We start from the raw sequence: 21,625 nt of genomic DNA on the forward strand, positions 1-21,625 counted from the left end.
ATAAAAAGCAATTACCTACATCAGATTTTTGTTTATGTATCTGCATATTTAATCCTCAAAACTTTTCTACCTATATAATAACATTCGCAAAGTAATCACTAGTAGCATCTATGTTTTTTGCAAAAATAAAAACTGCTAATATCATCCCCATTAGCAGTTCATCTTCATTATTCTTCTCATTACCTCTCTAGGTTTCCTATTAAATTCTTCCCTTGTAAACTCTTTAACATTATTATTAACCTCTACCCTTATATTGCTATTATCTATCTCAATCTTAATTTCATCACTTTTAAACCCTTTAATGCTGCTATCGTTACTTAACTTTTCGCCTATTTGCGTTTCGGTTAAAAAATTCACTCTTTTAAGTTCTTGCCATAACCTATATTCTTCTTTGGATCTTATACAAAGATCAGTTACAACTGAAGCATTGTTAAGTAAGAATTCTGTTGTATAAAGAACCTTTAGCACTTGATATCCCTTTACTTCAATTTTTTTATCAAGCTTTTTCCATTCCTCAATTTGAAAAACGTAATAGTCATCCTCCGATTCACTTGGTAATTCCTTTATAGCATTTCTTTGCATTATCTTTATCTCTGAAACCTTACCATAGTAAATTATACCTGCTTCGTCACCAAATTGTCTCTTGGATTGAGCCAAAGCAATAAACTTAACGTTGTGCTCAGCTAAGTTTACATTACTACAGCTAGTGTGATAAAATTTACTTTCTAAGTTTACCTTCAGTTGCTCTTTATTTCTTAATGCTCCTACAAGAACATTTCTATCTTTAAAGTATTCCTCTTTGATATACTCTTCTCTTCCTGTTGAATCTAGAGACCTCTCAAAATTTGAGTAGCCTGATTCATTTATTAGATTGTCTAAAAACTCTTCCATCAATGATGTAGTTGAAGGAAGAAATGGTATACCTCCAATATTTACTTCTTCAATACTCTTATAAAAATCATGATTTCTATATTCCTGCTCATCTTTATAAGGAAAAAGTACAAAAGCTCCAAAGACACTGTTATTAAGAGTTTCTGTTTTTTTATTTCTATATACTATAGCATCTCTGTATCTATGCATTGTATTTATGTCTTCTTCCTTTGGTCCTATTCCACCATATTTTTTTTGATATTCTTTCGATGTATCAATCTTATACTTAGCATCAAATATAAATTCATAAGCGTTCTCACTGCCCTGTTTATCTAAGACCAATATATTATCAGGCTTTTGAGTTACTGTCCTACTACCTTCATTATCAGAACCACTTTTAATTGCTCTTGTTGATTTAATAGAATTATAGCACACCTTAAAGGTTTCTTTAGTTTTAGGATTTTCATATTTTAATGTAGATGTGGTCCCCTTTTTAAGTGAAACAAATATTCCTTCTCTATTAACTGTAATAAAATCTGAGCTTATTAGTTTGTATTTCTTTCTGAGCAAAGAGTTTATCTTAATAAAACACCAGTACTCATAAAGCAAGCTTAACTCTTTCATTGATAAAGAAAAAATATTGCTATTAATGCTTAATCCTTTCTGGAGCATTAAATAGTACTTATAAATATCCTTATATCCATTTGCCATACTAAAAACCATTGATATTGATGTATTTCTATAATCACTATTTACATTATTTAAAAAGGATGTTTTAAGTCTCTTATTTATTCCCCTCTTCATAATTGTTAGTTTATCAATAATATCACTATCTTTATTCCAGTACGAAGATGAATAAGTCTTAATAAACATATCTATCTTTTCGATAATCTTTATAAGCATGAACTTTAAATACTTATTTTCCTTTGTATCTAAAGTAACCTGCTTTGTAACCTGTAAAGCCTCAGTTGGTATATACTTTCCATTAATATTTTCTAATAAATGTGGTCTTTTCTCTATCCATTTAATTGTATCCATACTGATATTTTTCAAGCTCTGATATTTATAGACTCTTGCATCCTTTGTAAGCTCATGATGAGGATTATATATAACTATATCAATAGCTTTCATCAGCCTTTCATATACATAATTTAATATACTGTAAAACTCAGTATAGCTATTACCTATCTTATTATTTATTTCTGCACCCAAGTAGGTTCTACTTAAAAATCCATAAGCTAAATTATATATTTCTTCATTAACATCTTGTAGAATTGCTTTATAATCTTCCTTATAATCAATTTTACTCGGAAGCACCTCAATAGTTACCTTCATGTGGATCTTTCCGTTTATCTTTATATAAAGATCTGAATATCCTATATCGCCCTTAAAATTAATTATGCCACTTAAGATATTTCCGCCTCTTCCAGTTGGAGTCACTTTATTTCTTATGTTTGGATTTTCATGATAAAACTCTATAGCAGCTTTACCTTTTCTTTCAATTACTATCTCATAGTTGGTATATTCTTTAAAACAAAGATATTTATTACTATCCACTTCATATACCTTACCCTCTACCAAAACAGTAAGTGACTTTAAATCTCCATATTTCACACTATCATCATTTCCCTTAATAGAGAAATAGAACTCATCAGTTTCTATAAATAAAAGCTCCAAACTATTGCCAGAAGGTTGTGAATCCATCTCTCTGGAACCTCCTGATCATAAATATAATTTTTTCACTACTTAATTTATATTTACTGTTCTCACACTGTTTCTCCATAGCTTTTATCTGTATATCATCTAAATACCCTTCACTTTCATAATCAGAGTCATTTAGATTATTAAATAACTTAATGAGTATATCCAATACTTCTCCTCCACTACCCCCTATCTTAGGTAGTATCTTTTGAACAATTGAAAAGTCCATTGCTTTTTCAAAGGAAAATAAATCATCTCTTACTGCATAGATTACATAAAACACAATCTCATCTCTTACTCTATATGCAAAATGCTGTTGGTACTTTTCAAGTATATTATTTATCTCAATCAATTTGTCTATAACCTTTAAGGCTATATTTTTTTCATGTTTACATTGTGATAAGTTTAAATACTCAGACTTTAAAAAGTCATTGTGAAATTTTTTAGTTGAAAGCTCCTGTACTTCTGTTTCTTCAAAATTATATGTTAAATTAACCTTATTAAATTCTATAGTGTTAGCTCTATCCAAGACCTTTTTACTAAAAGGAAATGTAGTCTCATCCATATTTACAGTACCAACAATATATAGATTTTGTGGAATATACACATCTCCATACCAACCATAAGCAGCTTCATCTCTTCCAAACTGAGCCCTGTTTATAAGTTTCTGTGTAATAATCCCCTCATCACTTATTTTCCTTGTCTCCATAACTGATAAGATGTCACTAAAGTAATACTCTACCCTTGCTAGATTCATTTCATCTAGGCATAAGAAATAAGGTTTGTCTGGTTTTTTCATTGCTTCATTGGCAATATCAATAATAATTCCTGGTACAAATTTGTTTTCGATATTTCTATAACCTAATAAATCTGTCGCATCCGACCAATCTGGCCTAACAGATATTAATCTAAATCTTCCATTGCCCCTATTTGCACCAACTGCTTCTGAAAAAAGTTCTATTACTTTACTTTTACCAGTACCTGATATACCTGAAAGAATTGCAAATGGCTTAGTTTTTAGGCTAAGATATAAATTTGTAATTAAGTCTTTTGAATAATAGAAGCCCTTGCTTGAAATGTAATTATGAATAAAATCAATCTCTGAATTGATATTAGTTATAGCTGCAAACTCATCTTCTGATTCTAAGTCTTCATATAGATCATCTTCAGGCTCTTCATCTTCTATAGTGATATTATCCTTATTAATAAGATTTATGATAAAATTATTAGGCTTATCTCCTTTAAAGAAATCTATATATTCAGAATACTCGTCTGGTATATTGACCGGCTTCTTGCCAGTGTCTTTTAAATAATTCATTATGTAATCATAGCTTACCGATAACTTATTTTGCAGCAATTCCTTTAAAGCCTTATTACTGTATAGTAACTGTATCGTAACTCCTTTTCTATCTTTTGAGTTAGGCCATCTAATAACAGCATTATATTCTTTGTCTTTAAAAAACAATTTAATTTTTACTTGCTTACCTTTGGTAACTTCCTCAGATAGATTATCTAGAAAAACTTTATGATACCTTTCTGGTATTGTAGTTCCTTTATCAAAAGTACTATAGTCAACTCTTTTTCTTCCTAGAAAGCTTTTATCATCACTATTCATATCAACCCATGAATCTGGCCTTTTCTTTCTTTTGTTAACAATATTATTATCCATATATTTCACCGCCTGTTATAGATTATATAAGTAATTTATATATCAAGTTTGTTATACATCACTATCAAAATAAGTTCATACTTCTTACTTATAATATCTCTTTATTAAACTAACTTCATTATCGCAATTATTCTCAATTAATAGCTTAATTAATTTTTCCCTATCATAATAAACATCTAATTTACTCGATTTAAATTTGTTCATCATATTCATTTTTTCTATAGCTGCATTTTCTATTTTGCCTGTAGTTATATAGCAAGCCCTGATTTTTCTATCAGAATCATGTAACTTTTCTAAAGCTTTATTTAAAGTGTGTGAGAAAAACCACTTTATAGTATACTTTTCCGGTCTTTTCTTATCTTCTACGAATTTTCCAAGCTTTATTATATTATCTTTCTTTCGCCCCTTTAACTCACATATAATCTTTTCATCATCTGTTTCTATTATATAATCGTATTCAAATGTATACCTTTCTCCATTCTCAGTATAATTTAATACGTAATTTTGTCTTATAATACTGCCTTTAAATATCTTAGCAAAAACCTTGTACATCAATGCCTCAAAGAAAACGCCTTTCAAATTTTGCAAATTTTCTTCCTGACCTGTGATTGCCAATGTTTCTAATGAGTTCGCTATTATATCAGTTACATCATTATAGTCTTTAAACTTTTCTCCATATATATCTGAAAATGATATTATTTTTAAGTCATCTAAAATATGTACTATCTTATCTCCAAAGATAACCTTTATATCAAAACATAATATGTTTAATTTCTTAATCTCTTTTTTTATTTCTTTAGATATATTTGATGAAAAAATTATAGGTATTATTCTTCTCTTATTATTTTTAACACTGTTCCTGAAAATTTGAAGCCTTTCATAGAATCCTTTTAAATCATCAATAGTATAATCCCTAGTAATACATATATCTATAAAAACAAATGATTTGCTATCTTTTTCTTTATTAACAATATTATCATTAAATCCAACAGTTCCAGTAAATGCGCATGCATCCCATACTAATTTACTACTCACAATACCATTACATGGTGTGTTTTTATTTCTATATAAAACATCTTCGCTGTCTATAATATTATTTTTTTGTAACCACACCAAAACCATTGGAAGGAATGTACACTCTATTTTCATACTTGAATAATAGTTTTTCATGTAATTTATATTTCTACCTTCGGAATTTACTTCCGCAATATATTTAACTCCCTGGTCATCGATTGTCTGTACATTCTTAAGCTTATTTAGTATTTCTAATATATCTCCAAACTGAGTTATTTTTGAATTGGTTTTCTCAGTTGTGCACGCAGCTATTTTATATATCTCAAAGTACGAAATTATTCCTTTATTATCTTCAAACCTATTTAAAACCCTATATATATTAGGTCTAGTATCTCTAAATTTATCTCTAATTATATTTTCGCTTATCTCATAGTTCTTTCCCCAATATAAATATTGTCCTTTACCGAATGTAATTTCTTTATTGGTTTGTATAATAGATGATTTGACTGCTAATTCAATAAGTTTTCTAGCATAACTATCTTTACAGTTAAACTTTTCTATTAGCTTGTCCTTAACTTCCCCACCCAGAAGGTAATTCTTTTCTGTATTAAATAATTCATTTAGATATGATTCATACTTATTCATACTCTCTCCTATTAAAAATTCACACTGCCCTTATAAATTAATTAATATTTTTTATTTAGAGACATCTCAATATTAACTTTAAGTATTTTCAATTCATACTATTTTATTGATAATACTTAGATAAAGCCATTCGTATCACTTACTTTTAATACTTAACCCATAAGAACATAAAAGTAACTTTAAACATTAATTCTTTACACAAACTTAATAAATAATCATCACAATATACTCTTATTAGCCCCCACCACAAACCTAGGAGGCATCTCCTCATTCAATCTCCACACAATACTCATTGGCTTTTCACCACTATGACTTACATACTCACAGGTTCCAAGGAATATAAATGGTGAAGTATAGCCATTTGAAGTTTTGTATTCTCTTGCAAATAGTGCAATTGAGTTTCCTGTTCTTCTATGATTTATATATCTTTGTCCTGTGACACTTTTCTCTACGGTTTTGCTTTGAGACTGCCAGTGAAAGAGTTTTTCGTTTATGGCATAATCCTCATATAAGGTGGATGGTGAAAAGTCCTTATCTGATTTATTTAAGGTTATGAAGAATACATCTAGTTTATTATCTTCAAAATACTTAACTCCTTCTCTAAAGGATGGACATCTTTCTTCATTAAAGTAACCTAATGATGCTAGTATTTGATTAGTGGTATAGCTGCAGTGAACATCTAATGGACATGGAAAACTAAAGTCATTTTCTAGGTTCATCATATCCACCTTAGAAAGTTTGTATGTTAAGATATCTATAATTTCCTTTTTAAAGCTTTCGCAGTTTTTTATATTACTTAGCCCAGCATTAAAGTTATCAAAGCCTTCTTTCTTTGGCTCACTACTATAAAAGGTATAGTAAAGCATTGAGAGCATTAGCTTTTCTTCATTATTTAGCACTTCTTCGAGCTCATCTTTTAGATATTTAATTATAAAGCCTATAAACTTTAAGGAATCTATATGAAATAAATTTGGTAGTCTTTTTACTAGCTTAGCTTCATTTTCCAAAGCAAAAGCTTCAGCTACTCCTGCTTCTACAGCCATTCTCATGAAGCTTCTATCACCACTTTTTCCGTAGAAATCATATAGTGATAAATTATAGTGCTTTAAGAAGTTTGGTAGATTTAGCTCAAATCCAGTATCCTCACTGAAATATTTCATCTTTTCTATGAGATTTCTTTTACTGTTAGTAGAGGTTTTTATATTCCTCAAAATATAGTCTTTGGCTTGTTTTTCTAGAGCTATAAAGCATCCCTTAGGAACATTTAGAAAGCCATTTTCCACATAATGAGCTATGGAGTGCTTTGTCTTTCCTATCAAGGCTCTGAACTTTTCTTCAAAGTTATAATTTGCATGTGCCTGACCTACAAAGTCTAAAACAGTTAGACATTCTTTGCCTTCACTTAGTCTTAAGCCTCTTCCTAGTTGCTGCAAGAATACTGTTAAACTTTCAGTAGGTCTTAAAAATAGAACTGTATTTATTTCTGGTATATCTACCCCTTCATTATAAAGATCCACAACAAAGATAAAGTTTATTTCTCCATTTACAAGTCTATGCTTTGCTGTTTCTCTTTCCTCATCACTTACCCCTGCGTATAATGCTATAGAAGGAATATTTGCTTTATTAAAAGCCTCAGCCATGTACTTAGCATGTTCTATTGAAACACAGAAACCAAGTCCTTTTACCTCTTCAATTGAGGTTACATAATCCTTTAGGCTTTTTAAGATCTGATTGGTTCTTATATAGTTTGAAGTATAAACTCCTTCAAGCTCTTTTATATCATAGCCCTTCCTGCTCCATTTAAGCTTTGAAAGATCTACGTTATCTGTAACACAAAAATATTGAAAAGGACTTAAAAGCTTTCTGTCTATAGCTTCTGTAAGTCTCATCTCTGCTGCAATTCTATCATCAAAATGCTCTAGAACATTTTTACCATCCATTCTCTCTGGAGTAGCTGTTAAGCCTAAAAGTATCTTAGGATTATAGTAATCTAATAAAGTTACATAAGAAGGTGCAGCTGCATGGTGAAATTCATCCACTATTATAAAATCATAAAAATCACTTGAAGTATTTTCATATAATTTCTTAGAATTAAAGCTTTGAATACTTATAAATAAATGATCTAAGCTTTCTGCTCTGCTTCCAGCAACTAATAATTCTCCAAAGTTAAAATCCTTTAAAACAGCTCTAAAAGTTGTTAAGCTTTGCTCTAGTATTTCTTCTCTATGAGCAACGAAAAGTAATCTTCCGCTGCCTTTATTATTTCTCAAAAATCTTTTGTAATCAAAAGCTGAAATTATGGTCTTTCCAACTCCTGTAGCAGCTACTAGAAGATTTTTATTCCTATAAAAGATTTCTCTTTCCACCTGAAGCTTTTCAAGGATTTCCTTTTGATAAAAGTATGGAGTTATATCCAAGTTAAAATTTATATCGTTCTGGGCAATATCTTTTTTACTACTAAGGGCCTTATGTAATCTTACTGCCTCCTGCTCATCTTCCCCATTAAAGCTTACAAACTCCTTGTCGTTCCAATAACTTTCAAAGGTTGCTTCAAACTTCTTTATGATATCGAAGGAATCCTTTTCTGTGACCTTTAGATTCCACTCAAGTCCAGAGGTTAAGGCTGGATTTGATATATTGGAAGAACCTATATAAGCTGTTGAAAAGCCAGTTTCCCTTTTGAAAAGATAGGCCTTTGCATGAAGTCTTGTTCTTTCTACATCATAACTAACTTTTATCTCAGTGTTTTGAAGTTTGCTAAGCTCCATAATAGCCTTAAAGTCTGTAGCTTCCATATAAGAGGTAGTTATTACTCTTAGCCTTGTACCTTCTCTATTAGTAAATTCCTTTAGCTGCTCAATAATGCATCTAAGTCCACTCCATTTTATAAAGGAAACTAACATATCAATACTATCTGAACTTAAAATCTCCTTTTGTAGCTCAGACATCATGTTAGGTTCATAATGAGAGCCTGTAAATAGCGAACTTTCAGACAAAGGCGTTGCTGGTCTTACATCCTCCACTTTTCTAAGAGCTCTAACACTATTAAGCTTAGAATAAACTGAAGTTAAAACTTCTCCTTCTTCTGAAAGCTTTAACTTTTCAAACTCATCATCCTCTAGGTTCTGAGCTAAGATCTCAATTATCTCATTGCAGGTTTTAATCTGTTTAAGTAATGCTTCCTTGCTTTCATTTGCACTGAAATCATCTCTTATATATCTCAAAGCCTTTCTAGTTACCGCTGATATATAACTAGAAAGACGTTTTCTTGCCTCTTCCACATCTATTTTTTCCTTAGAGATATCATACTTACCATCTTCTAAGGCATCTAAATCACCTTCTAGCTTTTCGCTTATTAATTCTTCATAAAGTCCTTCTTTTATCATGGAGACACCTCCTCATCTATATATAACTGTATTACTTTTTAATAAAATCTGAATTTATAATTAAATTACCGATAATAGTTAGCAATTTTACTATATAAGTTTTATTAGATAGAGCTTGGGTATTTATTGCTAATTCAATTTTAGCAAAATTAGACATAATATACCATAGTTATAGAAGTGTAAGTTTTTGTGTATAAAAAAATCACTGGCTTTTATTTACCAGTGATTGAACATTCTATTTTAAGATTGAGTTTGATAACTTTTTTATAAATCAGCCGTGCTATTTCCCAAAGTATTTGCTATACATCCTATAAATCTTTCAAAATCAACAATATTATTCTGAACAATATCATATATCATTTCGTCACTTATATTAAAATACATATGAACTATTCTATTTCTAAATTTCGCCATATTAAAATACACTGCTACATCTTTAATATCTATGACTCCATTATCAGCTAATATTTGAAAATGGTCTTTATTATCCTTTGGCTTTCCCCATCTATTTCTTGCAATTAAATGACTAGAAATATCTAGCATTGCTTCTATACTCACTTGTAATAGATATTTAGCACTATCTACTTTTGTGAAATCATCTATGAATTCATCTTTATTAATTGATTGCAATTTTCTTAACTTATTTAAGCATGTATTCATAAATACTAATTTTTGATCTATCTTATTTTTATCAAATTCCATTAATCTCTTTACTCCTAACCCCATAACTTTCATAAAAATCTTGCATAAATCTATCTAAATAGTATTTCTCATCTCTATATCTATTAAAAATCTCCTCCATAAAATCACAGACTTTATAATAATCTTTCTCGTAAAGGCTTTTTCCTTCATCTATAACTTTAAATTGTAATGTTATAGGCGCAGAAAGTAGGTTAATTGTATCAATATTATCAAACTCCACGATTTCACTAATTCTACAGGATATGTCCATCTCATCCATGATCCCAATTTGCTTATCAAATAACAATGCTATATCAATATCACTGTCTTCTGTTTGTTTTTCTGTTCCATAAGATCCTATAAACCATGCTGCTAGAATATTATCGTTATTTTTAAAGTAATCTTTTAAATCGTCTAGTTTTGCATCGATATTAATCATAAAATTCTCCTCCTTTCCAAGGTTCTCCTATTTTTATATGCTAAAAATATCTTATTTACATTAATTATACCCTAAATTCAGATTTCTTAAAATATAGTTACCCAACTGATGATAAAAATTTTGTTTTTAAGTTAATTATTATGTACTTTTACTTTAACTATACCTCTGAAGTAAATCTGCACTTTGGATAAGCACTACAGCCTTTAAACTTGCCATATTTTCCATTTCTAACTACTAACTGCGCGCCACATTTTGGACAGATATCTTTGCTGACTTTGTTATTATTTTCAGATACATTTTTACGGATAGCTTGTACATGTGCTTTTCTATTATCTTTACTGTCCACATTTAAGCCAATCAGTTTATTGTATATTTGCTCTTTCATCGTATTTGTTATAGTTTCATCTTTATACGCTTTTATGGTTTTAGGTAAGTTAATAGTATACACAACTGGTGTTTTTGTTTTTACTTTTAAATCTGCTTTTGTAGTAAAGGTTACTATTGGAATATAATTAATTTCCTTGAATTCAGCCAGTGTCTCCTTCAAAGCTTGCACATGCCCATAATTCTGCTTTATTGGATTATGTAAGAATTCTCTTCGTTTATATATTGTTTGTCTCCATTTATCATCAAACTCATTTCCAGTAATCCATCCCTTATAGTTCTTTGTTTCTATAACGAAAATACCGTAATTTGATATTATAAGATGATCTATTTGAGTTGTTTTATTTCCCACCTTCAGCATTATATTATTAATAACTTTATATTTATTCTCATCTAAGCTTGATAAGAGAAATGCTACAGATTTTTCACCAAAAAAGCCTTTAATTTTAGGTCCAAATAAGCTTAATAGCCCCGCTAAAATCATCAGAACCCACAAATACCATAGTTTAAATATTAAATCAATCATATCTACATTATCCTTTCACTTCTAAAAACTTCCACATATAATGTTCTTTCTTATTCAATCACCATACTGAAGCTTAAATTATATTACTTATTCTTGAGCTTTATCATTCTTATATAACTTAATTAACTCTTCCAATGTAATCTCAATACCAATTTTCTTTAATAGATCTTTTCGCTCATTATAAAATTTCTCAAGCATAACTTCAAACCCTTGTCCTAAATGTATTTGTTTATGACAATTACAACAGAGAGAAACAATATTTTCTTCAACATCTAGTGATACATCAAAATTTTCATGATAATTGATCGGTACTAAATGATGAGGCTCAGTATATTGTAAGTCCGAATTTCTCCTTGTAAAGGTTAAATGATTATTATCAAATTCACACTTATAATTTGCATGTCGTAAAGCATTTAGTGCAACCATACGACTTCGAGGATATGAATATTTATTTTTTATGTACATAGGCTGTTTCTTAGGTTTAGTTTTACCACTGTACTCAAAATACGGAGTACCCTCAGAAACATCACTATTTGCAATATCTAAAACAAGATCATCATCTGAATAACTATTATCAGAAAATATATCTAGTTCTTCTATAGCTTGCACAAGTTCATCTCTAATCGTCCATTCCCAAGCTTTTGGTTTTGTATCAATAAGTTTGCTTTTCATCACAACAATAAATCTTGTACCTTTAGCTATTCCACCTACCCCTTTTACAACAAATCTTCCAAGTTCTTTTTGCACTCTTCCAGCTAAGCCGTTAATTACCCCATTAGCGCTCATACTATGCTCATTATATTTTCTCCCAATGGCACTACAGGTAGCTGAGCATCCAGGCTCTATATACCATTTTCTTAAAGATTCTTTGCTTTTATCATCAAATACCTTAGGATTAACTAGAAGCTCTTTCCATTCCTCTACTGTTATATCAATATCGCAGCAATATTCATCATCAATAATTTCACATATTTTTTCAACCATGTTTGTCTCCCCCAGTCATCCCCAAGCTTTTCACTTATTAGCTATTCATAAACACTTTCTTTACGCATAAATACTCCTTTTTCTTCCAATAAGTATTTATTGTAGTTTCTAAGTATATTTCCTTGTTAAAGTTACTAGAAAACTTGACGTTAGATAAACACCTAGTATCCCTTCACTTGCAGCAAATAATTTTATAATATCATGCGGAACTATATCACCATACCCTACTGTTGTAAAAGTAATTAATGATAGATACATACTATTTCCAACAACACTATACCAGGATCTATTTGTATAATTAGTACCATATTTAAATACTCCAGAACATATCATATATATTAAAAAGTAAACGATAATGACAAATATCATAGAGTACACTGTCCTTTTCCAACTTGTAAAATATTTTGTAGTTAAATCAACAAAGCCGTCTAAAAGTTTTATTCCTTGTTTTCCTTTACTTTCATGCTTCTTATACATATAGTATGTATCTAGATATTGTTCAATCTTTCCATTCTGCTTATATATCTCACTTGCATTAAAAAATGTCCACTTACTATATTTCTCTTCTCCCTCAAAAGGTCTGTACTTTTCTGCTTGTAATTTTTCATAGTCTAATAGGCATCTATGCCCGAAGCTAGTTTTATACAAATAAAACTTTCCTTTTATCTCTTTGAAATCTATAACTACAGAGGCATAAAATTCAGTATTTTTAAAGTATACAGCGCCATCCTTTGTAATATTCATATCACTAAATTTTGCTTTCTCTTCAAACTTACATTCATCTATCTCCCATTTACAATTTATTGTTTCATTTTTTACATTAATGCTTTTGAAGCTACATTCTTTAGCTAAAAAATTTTTCCCGTTTTTGAGAAAATCAAATTTACCTTCAATAGAATAGTTAAATTCACAATTATTTATTTGAAAATTATTGTTTACTGTTAAATTATTAAAATTTAATGCTGCATTAAATTTAGTATCTTCTATTGTTAAATCAGTCACCTCTACATCTCTAAAATGCATATCATCACTTTTAAAATTATTGATCTTAAGCTCCCCATTTACTGTAGTATTATCTATACTAAGTCTTACAGAATCTTTTACAAGCAAACCTTCTATAAATATAGAATTACTAATATCCACACCACTTATAATATTTGCCTCTTTAAAGTAGCAATTTTCAATATTAATATCATGATAATTATCATAGTCACTATAATATTTCTTAAAAATCCTATCGTAATTAAATTCAAACTTATCTATAAAAACCATATTGATAAAGCTTTCAAATTTGCTGCTGAATTCAATATATTCGTCTTCATTTGTAGTAAGACGAGCTTTATCTAGCAAATCAGAATTCTTAGCATTTTCTTCAATAAACTCAAAATTAACTATAGCACCATCTAAAGCATCTTTTTTAAACTTGGCTTTGTTTAAATATATATTCTCATTCTTACCATAAACGTAATACTCCTCTTTAAACTTATCCATTTCTTTAATATTATTTAGTATCTTGTACTTCTTATTTCCTAATTCTTTAATTACTACATAATCGCAAACATCTAAATTATTGATAGATACTATATCATCAACTTGTAAAATTTTTATATCCATTAGACTCCCACCTTTTGCTTTTGTTCTTCAATATAAAATCTTATCACAAGAGCACTATTTTATTTGTCGGCATTTGTCGCAATGCAATATTTTTTGTTAGTAAAACAGCGTAACTTTATACAAAAAAAATAATCACCGTTGATTAAACACCAGTGATCATTAATGCTTTCTTTTATAAAGACCCCATGACTCTATAGTTTATATAACACCACAAATGAAAGAAAACTTACCTATGAAATCTAGCTAAAAACCGCATAGTTCAAGCATCTATGTCCTTAGCAGCCAAAATATTGTTTTCTTATACTCTCTACTATTTATTTAAGAACGTCATATCCTTAAATCTACGCAAAAATAAAAATAAGCTAGCTGATTAATTTAAATCAGTCTAGCTTATTCATACTTTCTAATCTGCTGATGGATAGTCAGTCCCCATAGTCTGAACTACGCCAAAACCAGAATTAGCATGTCCACCACTTAGAACTGGAATAATAAGTGTTGCAACCATAACTACACATAAAAAAAGAACTTTAGTATTTTTTTTCATAGAACTTCACCTCTTAAAATAATATATTACATCATGCATTGTAATTATATTATATATTATACAATTTTTTATTAATTATGAATACAATTGCAGATACTTTATAACACATATGCTTCTAATTTGCTTAACATATCAATACAAACTTCACTTTTTTCTTCCATTACAGATACTTGAGCTAGTTTACAAAGTGCATATCCTTTACCATATTCAACATTATAATAATCAATTGTTTCTATATATCTATTTAAAGTATCAGAGACTTTTTCAAACTCTTTTCTTGACTCATATGCTTTAGCTAAGTCTTTGTAGCTGTCGAAAAGCATATCAAATGTTTTATATTCTTCAGCAATATCTATTGCTAAGTTAAAAAGCATTGTGCTTTCTTCGAAGAAACCTAGTTTAAACAACACCTTTGCTTTTGTATTTAAGGTATTAGGTAAAGCTATTTTATTCACTTTTATCTTTAGTGCTTGAGCTTTATTTATATATTTCAGACTATTGTTAAAATCACCTGTCTTATAATAAAACTCTGCTATATTATTATATAGAGCTGATAGTATTAGATCATTTGTATCACCAATTTCATCCACTAAGTCAAGATATTCTTTCAGTGCCCTTGAATCAACCAATTCCATTAGAGCATTTGCTCTAGTCATCTTTGCATTTATAAATACTATTTTATCTACTTTAGCCTCAGATTTTAATATTGTTTCATCAAGTACTTGTATACACTTAATATATTGTTTTGATTTTGCATATACAATAGCAATATTTAGGTTTGATTTAAAATAAATCTCAAAATTATTTTCTTCCAAAGAATGAGCTATTGCTTGTTTAAAATAGTATTCTGCCTCTTCATAGTCACTTCGTCTTTCCTGACAAAATCCTAGTTTTTTATATAGTAAAGCTTGTTTATTAAAATCTCCTATCTCTTGATATTTTCCTAAAGCTAGTCTAAATTTCATAAATGCATTAAGATAATCTTTTTCTGCTAAAAGCTTTTCCCCATACGATTCGTATATTTTAGCTAGTAAATCATCTATATTAAAATCTGTAGCTATAGTAATAAGCTCTTCAAGTTCCTTATCACTATTGTTTATTTTCATGTTTTCTTCAATATAATACCGTGCATCTTCTTTTGGCTGTCTTGAAAAATACTCATCATCTATATCAAGCGTTACAGAAATTTTCATTGCAAGTTCTTTAAACTTTGATACCAACTTTTGCGAACTTGCCTTACTGACATTTCTTCTCCCGCTCTCCATCATGCTAATAAATGCTCTAGTCATATTTACTGATTCTAAATCAGCTTGGTTTACCCTAAATTTTTTACGCATTAGTTTTATCTTTTCACTTGGACTATAAAACTCCAAAGCAACCACCTCTTTCACTTACAGTTTACATTTCAATACAATTACATATAATTATACTACTTTTTGTATACGATAAAAGAGTTTTTAGTTAATTTATTCTATAATTATACATTTTATTGGATAATGTTAATTATAAATTTCTTTTTTTACATATTTATATGTGTAAATATTCATACACTAACATTTATGTTACAACAAATGCATCCTACAGTATCATATTCAATCTATATTTTTCGTACTCGACTTAATAATATAAAGTATTTCTATTATCCCTATTATTAGGCTTTCTTTAAATCACAATATTTTTATAGATATTTTAAAAGTTTACGTCATATTATTCTTCTAGTTATAAGGCTAGAAGAGACAACAAAAAAGCTGCCTTCAAGAAGACAACTTTTTATAATCTAAATAACTTTAAGTCAAAAATATATTCATTTTATTTTCTCGTTGATGTACTTAATTTTTGTACTTATCCAATTCACTTTAACTACATTAACTAGTTTAGAGTTCCTAGCTCAACTATTAATTTATACATGAGTTAAAAGCTCTAGAAGTCTGTATTTTGGGCCATGTATAAATTAAGCTTAAACATAGGAACTATTTATTTACCTTATTCTAAATTTTAAAATTAACTATAACATTTTATATAAAGTTCCTTATTTATAAGTACCAATAACTTTTTCAAATTTCTTTACCACTTCTTTTAAATCTTCTTTGGAATCATATACTTCTGTTAAAGCTTTATAATTTTCAAGTAGCATATCAAAGGTTTTATTTTCTGCAGCAATACTAGCACCTAAATCAAACATCATAGTGCCTTCCTGTACTAATCCTAGCTTAAGAAATACTTTACCTTTTATATTTAAAGTATTTGGTAGCGCAACTCTATTCACCTTATTCTTTAAAGCATGAGCTTTATTTGCATATTCTAAGCTTTTTTTATAAGCATCTTTTTTGTAGTAAAATTCTGATATATTATGATATAAAAATGACATGACTAAGTCATTGGTATCCCCAACTTCATCCACTAAAGAAAAATACTCTTTTAATGCACTATCATCCTTTAACTCCATTAAAGCATTTGCTTTAGTCATTCTGGCATTAATTAACACTTGTTTACTGGGCTTAAATTTTGCGTTTAATATCTTTTCATCAACAGTTTGTATACATCTACTATATTGTGCAGATTTTGCATATACAATGGCGAGATTAAGACTTGATTTAAAATAAACTAACATATTACTTTCTTTTAAAGAATATTCTATAGATTGTTTAAAATAGTATATAGCCTCTATATATTCACCTTGTCTTTCCTTACACACTCCAAGTTGTTTATGTAAGAAAGCTTGCCCACTATTTTGCCTTATTTCTTGCAATTTTCCTAAAGCTGAATTGTAATTAATAAAAGCATTAACGAAATCCTTCTCTGCTAAAAACTTTTCTCCATTCATTTCATATATTTTTGCTAAGAGATCATATATCTCAAAATTTACGGCTATATTTGTGAGCTTATCAAGTTCCGTATGGTCATTATTCTTTATAAGTTCCTTTTCAATATGAAGCCTTGCATCTTCCTTTGCCGATCTTGAGAAATATTCATTATCTATATCTAATGTTAAAGATTTATTCGTTGCAATTTCCTTAAATTTTAATACTAACCTTTCTGAACTCCTCTTACTTACGCTTCTTCTACCATTCTCCATCATACTGATAAAAGCCATAGTCATATTATCCGTCACTAGGTCAGATTGCCTTACCCCAAGTTTTTTTCTCATTAATCTTATTTTTTCACTTGGCTCAAAAAACTCCAAAATAATCACCTCTTTTTTACTGTTTACATATCAATACTCTATTGTATAATTATAACAATATATTTACAAATTAAAAACTTTTTGTTAACCAGCAAATACATTTAAAAGATATGAATAATTCAAATAAATATCATATAAACTCTTCTCTTTATTCTCCATATAAAACTCCTCCCTTAAGAAAGAACATTTATAAATCAATATATATGAAAGTTTAAAAGCAATAAACGTTATCTCCTTATTAATACAATTATCTTACTGTAAATCTCTATTTATTTTCTATTGCGTAAAGAATTCACTAGATTTGTTTTTCGAAAAGTTGTTGACTAGTCAACATCAATCTAATACAATAAGTGTTGACTAGTCAACAAAAATTAAGGTGGTTATAATCATGGAAAAAGAAAGCATGCATTTCATAATGTACATTAGTAAGATTTTTAGAAACACACAAATATATTTAGATAAGGTTTTAAAAGAATATGGACTAAGTAGTGGCGCTTGTTCATATCTATTTGTCTTAGAAAAAAATGAGGGTATAGGCCAAAATAAACTGAGTGAAGAAATAGGCAATGATAAGGCAATGTCAGCAAGGACTATTACAAAACTAATAGAGCAAGGCTATGTATATAAAGAGCAGCATGAAAAAAATAGTAGAGCTTATAAGTTATATTTAACAGAAAAAGCTAAAGAGATTATGCCAAAGATCCATGAAGCAATTCAAGCTTTGGTTAATTTAGCATCAGAAGAGTTATCTGAGGAAGAAATGCTTATTACTATGGACTCTTTAAAAAAGATATATGATAGCACCCAAAGATTTAGAGAATAATGAAGATTACATAGGTTTAAACTGGAGGAATTAAAATGAAATATAGAAATAATGACTTAGAACTTAATAAACTTGGATTAGGCTGTGGAGGGATGAGAGGTGATGCTAATAAAGCTGAAAATATAGCAACAATTCATGAAGCCTTAGATTTTGGAGTAAATCATTTCAATACAGCAGATTTTTACGGCTCTGGAGAGAGCGAAATGGTGATTGGTGAAGCTCTTAAAGGTCAAAAGAGGTATAAAGCTTATATATCAGTAAAGTTCGGTATGCAAGTTGCACCTAATGGCGCTATGTATGGGTTGGATGTAAGACCCGAGTCAATAAAAAATTATCTTACTTATACTCTTAAAAGGTTAAATTTAGATTATATCGACCTTTACCAACCAGCAAGAATTGACTTAGGCATCCCAGTTGAAGAAACAATTGGAGCTATTTCTGATTTAGTTAAGGCTGGCTATGTTAGACATATTGGACTTACTCAAGTTGATGCTGATACCTTAAGAAAAGCTAATTCTGTACATCCAATAAGCTTTATAGAAAGTGAATATTCCTTATTTAATAGAAGTATCGAAAGAGATATTATACCAACTGCAAGAGAGCTTGGCACAGGTGTAGTTGCATTTGGTGCCCTTGCACATGGATTACTTAGTGGCACATGGACAAAGGATAAAGCACATGCATATAATTCATTTATTCCTTTATTCTTTAAAGAAAACATAGACAAAAATCTTCAGCTTGTAGAAGATTTACGTAAAATAGCTGATGAGAAACATATCACTATACCACAACTTGCTCTTGCTTGGCATTTATCCAAAGGTGATGATATTATAACCTTAGTTGGTGCTTCAAGAAGAACTACACTTCAAGACTCATTAAAATCTCTAAATGTGATTTTAAGTGCAAGTGATATTGAAAGAATAGAAAAAGCTATACCTGAAGATAAAATTGCTGGTGCTAGTTTCCCTAAAAGAGAGTTTAAAAATGGTGTCGCAGTACGTTAGTATACACTTCATAAATTTGTCAAAATAACTTAAACAAACAGCCAAGAATAGAAAGCTGTTATCTATTCTTGGCTGCAATGATTACACATAAAATACACCTCTAATTGCAAGTCTTTGCTATTAAGTATTTTAGTCACTTCTATCAGGAAATAAACAATACAAGATTTGTAATTTTCTTGTGGATGGATAAAGTTTTTATAAATAGACCAATTTTAAAATTAGGGTTTGATGATAGTTTCGATAAGTTTTCCATTTTTCTCAACCGTCCAGGTATGGTAAATATATAAGAAATCAGGACTAGATTCAATTGTATGATCAGAGAATTCATCAGAATTATAACTGTACACATCATCTTTATATCTAAATTGTATTGATGTTCTTGTTCCATGTATTAAGACTGTTTCCTTAAGTTTTGGATCATTCATTAAAAAATCATAGCTTTTTTCAAAAATAGAGTGTAGATCTGAAACGTCTTTAGGTGGAGCTTTTAAGTTGTAATCAAAGCAAAAAGAAGCATTTTGAGAATATATTTTTGCTGTTACAATATTGCTATTTGAAGCTTTAATCTCTTTCATAAAGTTCTTAGCAGTAAGGGTCTTATAATAACTACGCATAGATAAGTACGAAAGTACAATAAATGAGATAGAAAAGATAGCCCAAATTACGGCTACGATTATAACAGCTAATAAGGAACCCTCAAAAATAGATCTAACCTTATGCTTCATAAAAACCTCCTAGAACGCTTTTTTATAATATACTATATTTTACATATTAGTTCAATCAAGTAATTTAAAGCAAAAGCATATTTTTAGATTATTAGGTACGAGTTTATTGATAATGACTGTTTTTATTTTTCTTTGCCATTTTCCCTAATATACGTAATATATTCTTGCTTTTTCATCAAATATGAAGGATGGTACAATCCAGTTGGCGGATAAAATTCATCATGGATATATGTGAATCCAAGTTTTTTAAGTAATCTAGAAGAAGATATATTTTTAGGATTATGACCAGCAAAAAGTGCATCAGCTTTAAGGTTGTTAAAAGAGTATTCTATAACTGCTAAGCATGCTTCTTGTGCTAAACCTATTCCCCAATGTTGAGCCTTTAAATGTATCCCCATTTCATAAATATTCTTTTCAGAATCATATGGTCTCACACCACAACATCCTATATTTTCACCTGATTCTATAAGATATATTGGCCAATATTGAACCCTAGCATTATTGTACGTTTCTATTTCTTTCTTAAGTCTTTCCTGTACTTGTTCCTTTAACATAATCCCATCTACAACAATATATTTCGTTACTTCAGGATCTCCCCAAAGGTTTAAAGCATCAGAAATATCATCTTCCTTCCATACTGAAAAACCTAATCTTTTTGTAGTCATAAAAAATTTTCTCATAGTATACTCTCCTGTAACATTCCACTTTATAGGATTCCTCGCTCAACTAAAGATGAATCACTTCAATCCGAAATCTATTTTATTCTTATCAACTCTTAATTATATTTAAGCACAGCAATCCCAGAATAATCATTGATATTAGCTTTGTTTAATTCCAGTACATCTTGTTCCTTTACTTTAAGCCCTGAAGCTTCTATAAATTTGTCAACTTTTCCAAATAAAAAGCCAGCTAGCCCTAATGCTTTAGTTCTGTAATGCATCGGTATAATCACTTTAGGGTTTAACTGCTTCATTACACTAACTGCATCAACAGCATCTATAGTAGCTCTCCCACCAACAGGAAGAAGTAGTATGTCTACTTTACCTATTTCCTTAATAAGATCAGCGTCCAAAGTATGTCCAAGATCACCACAATGGCAAACATTTATTCCATCAACTTTAAAGTTATAGATTTTATTTTTACCTCTCTTTGCTCCTGAAACTTTATCATGGAAAGTCTCAACACCCTTTATTTCAATGCCATCTTTTGAAAAGACCCCTGTTTTATTTATATGTGTAAAATCACTTTTCACTGCATCTATATTATTATGATCACCATGATCATGACTTGTAGATACTATATTCGCTTCAATTTCAGGCATTTTATACCCCAGCATATTATGAAATGGATCTGTTAATATCTTAGTTCCATTTTCAGAAGTTATCATAAAACATGATTGTCCAAACCATTTAATCTTCATTTAAATCGTCCT

The 21,625-nt window shown here is 29.3% G+C and carries 17 protein-coding genes; 2 read left to right on the forward strand and 15 right to left on the reverse strand.

Features of this window, described 5'->3' with window-relative positions:
• Positions 1 to 150 precede the first annotated feature (150 nt).
• The 12 genes from J3477_RS03150 to J3477_RS03205 form a co-directional block, all read right to left on the reverse strand.
• Positions 151 to 2,574 carry a restriction endonuclease-like protein gene (locus J3477_RS03150; protein ID WP_206868113.1) on the reverse strand — a complete coding sequence of 808 codons (2,424 nt, stop codon included), beginning with the start codon at positions 2,572 to 2,574 and terminating at the stop codon, positions 151 to 153.
• Positions 2,549 to 4,240: an McrB family protein gene (locus tag J3477_RS03155; protein ID WP_206868114.1), complete on the reverse strand. Its 1,692-nt coding sequence runs from the start codon at positions 4,238 to 4,240 to the stop codon at positions 2,549 to 2,551. Before J3477_RS03155 ends, J3477_RS03150 begins: the two co-directional genes overlap by 26 nt.
• A gap of 84 nt (positions 4,241 to 4,324) precedes the next feature.
• Positions 4,325 to 5,899, reverse strand: a complete 1,575-nt coding sequence (locus tag J3477_RS03160) for a hypothetical protein (RefSeq protein WP_206868115.1) — start codon at positions 5,897 to 5,899, stop codon at positions 4,325 to 4,327.
• Positions 5,900 to 6,117: 218 nt separating this feature from the next.
• A complete protein-coding gene (locus tag J3477_RS03165; RefSeq protein ID WP_206868116.1) occupies positions 6,118 to 9,285 on the reverse strand; it encodes a DEAD/DEAH box helicase in 3,168 nt (1,055 codons plus the stop codon).
• Positions 9,286 to 9,549: 264 nt separating this feature from the next.
• Positions 9,550 to 9,987 carry a type VII toxin-antitoxin system HepT family RNase toxin gene (gene hepT / locus J3477_RS03170; RefSeq protein ID WP_206868117.1) on the reverse strand — a complete coding sequence of 146 codons (438 nt, stop codon included), beginning with the start codon at positions 9,985 to 9,987 and terminating at the stop codon, positions 9,550 to 9,552.
• The gene (gene mntA / locus J3477_RS03175; protein ID WP_206868118.1) at positions 9,977 to 10,405 is read right to left on the reverse strand and encodes a type VII toxin-antitoxin system MntA family adenylyltransferase antitoxin; all 429 of its coding nucleotides are present in this window, start codon (positions 10,403 to 10,405) and stop codon (positions 9,977 to 9,979) included. The genes hepT and mntA overlap by 11 nt, the downstream gene beginning before the upstream one ends.
• Before the next feature lie 157 nt (positions 10,406 to 10,562).
• Positions 10,563 to 11,315 (reverse strand): NERD domain-containing protein, encoded by a 753-nt coding sequence (locus J3477_RS03180; RefSeq protein WP_206868119.1) that lies wholly within the window; start codon positions 11,313 to 11,315, stop codon positions 10,563 to 10,565.
• A gap of 87 nt (positions 11,316 to 11,402) precedes the next feature.
• Positions 11,403 to 12,299: an HNH endonuclease gene (locus tag J3477_RS03185; RefSeq protein WP_206868120.1), complete on the reverse strand. Its 897-nt coding sequence runs from the start codon at positions 12,297 to 12,299 to the stop codon at positions 11,403 to 11,405.
• Between the two features lie 108 nt (positions 12,300 to 12,407).
• Positions 12,408 to 13,913 (reverse strand): potassium channel family protein, encoded by a 1,506-nt coding sequence (locus tag J3477_RS03190; protein ID WP_206868121.1) that lies wholly within the window; start codon positions 13,911 to 13,913, stop codon positions 12,408 to 12,410.
• 403 nt (positions 13,914 to 14,316) lie between these two features.
• Positions 14,317 to 14,457 (reverse strand): hypothetical protein, encoded by a 141-nt coding sequence (locus J3477_RS03195; RefSeq protein ID WP_206868122.1) that lies wholly within the window; start codon positions 14,455 to 14,457, stop codon positions 14,317 to 14,319.
• A 98-nt stretch (positions 14,458 to 14,555) separates the two neighbouring features.
• A complete protein-coding gene (locus J3477_RS03200) occupies positions 14,556 to 15,830 on the reverse strand; it encodes a helix-turn-helix transcriptional regulator (RefSeq protein ID WP_206868123.1) in 1,275 nt (424 codons plus the stop codon).
• 656 nt (positions 15,831 to 16,486) lie between these two features.
• The gene (locus J3477_RS03205) at positions 16,487 to 17,641 is read right to left on the reverse strand and encodes a hypothetical protein (protein WP_206868124.1); all 1,155 of its coding nucleotides are present in this window, start codon (positions 17,639 to 17,641) and stop codon (positions 16,487 to 16,489) included.
• Between the two features lie 388 nt (positions 17,642 to 18,029).
• On the opposite strand from J3477_RS03205, the gene J3477_RS03210 reads away from it, so the two are divergent.
• Together J3477_RS03210 and J3477_RS03215 are read left to right on the forward strand one after the other, a co-directional pair.
• Positions 18,030 to 18,464: a MarR family winged helix-turn-helix transcriptional regulator gene (locus J3477_RS03210; RefSeq protein ID WP_206868125.1), complete on the forward strand. Its 435-nt coding sequence runs from the start codon at positions 18,030 to 18,032 to the stop codon at positions 18,462 to 18,464.
• Between the two features lie 35 nt (positions 18,465 to 18,499).
• On the forward strand, positions 18,500 to 19,468 hold the full coding sequence (locus tag J3477_RS03215; protein WP_206868126.1) for an aldo/keto reductase: 969 nt from the start codon (positions 18,500 to 18,502) through the stop codon (positions 19,466 to 19,468).
• Positions 19,469 to 19,686: 218 nt separating this feature from the next.
• Here J3477_RS03215 and J3477_RS03220 read toward each other — a convergent pair whose 3' ends face one another.
• The 3 genes from J3477_RS03220 to J3477_RS03230 all read right to left on the reverse strand — a co-directional run bounded on the left by J3477_RS03220 (position 19,687) and on the right by J3477_RS03230 (position 21,613).
• Complete coding sequence (locus J3477_RS03220; RefSeq protein ID WP_206868127.1) at positions 19,687 to 20,193, reverse strand: hypothetical protein; 507 nt, start codon at positions 20,191 to 20,193, stop codon at positions 19,687 to 19,689.
• Between the two features lie 122 nt (positions 20,194 to 20,315).
• Positions 20,316 to 20,873, reverse strand: a complete 558-nt coding sequence (locus J3477_RS03225) for a GNAT family N-acetyltransferase (RefSeq protein ID WP_206868128.1) — start codon at positions 20,871 to 20,873, stop codon at positions 20,316 to 20,318.
• 95 nt (positions 20,874 to 20,968) lie between these two features.
• Positions 20,969 to 21,613: an MBL fold metallo-hydrolase gene (locus J3477_RS03230; RefSeq protein ID WP_206868129.1), complete on the reverse strand. Its 645-nt coding sequence runs from the start codon at positions 21,611 to 21,613 to the stop codon at positions 20,969 to 20,971.
• Positions 21,614 to 21,625 lie beyond the last annotated feature (12 nt).

Source organism: Clostridium zeae, assembly GCF_017312485.1.
In the GTDB taxonomy this organism is placed as follows: Bacteria; Bacillota; Clostridia; order Clostridiales; family Clostridiaceae; genus Clostridium_AR; species Clostridium_AR zeae.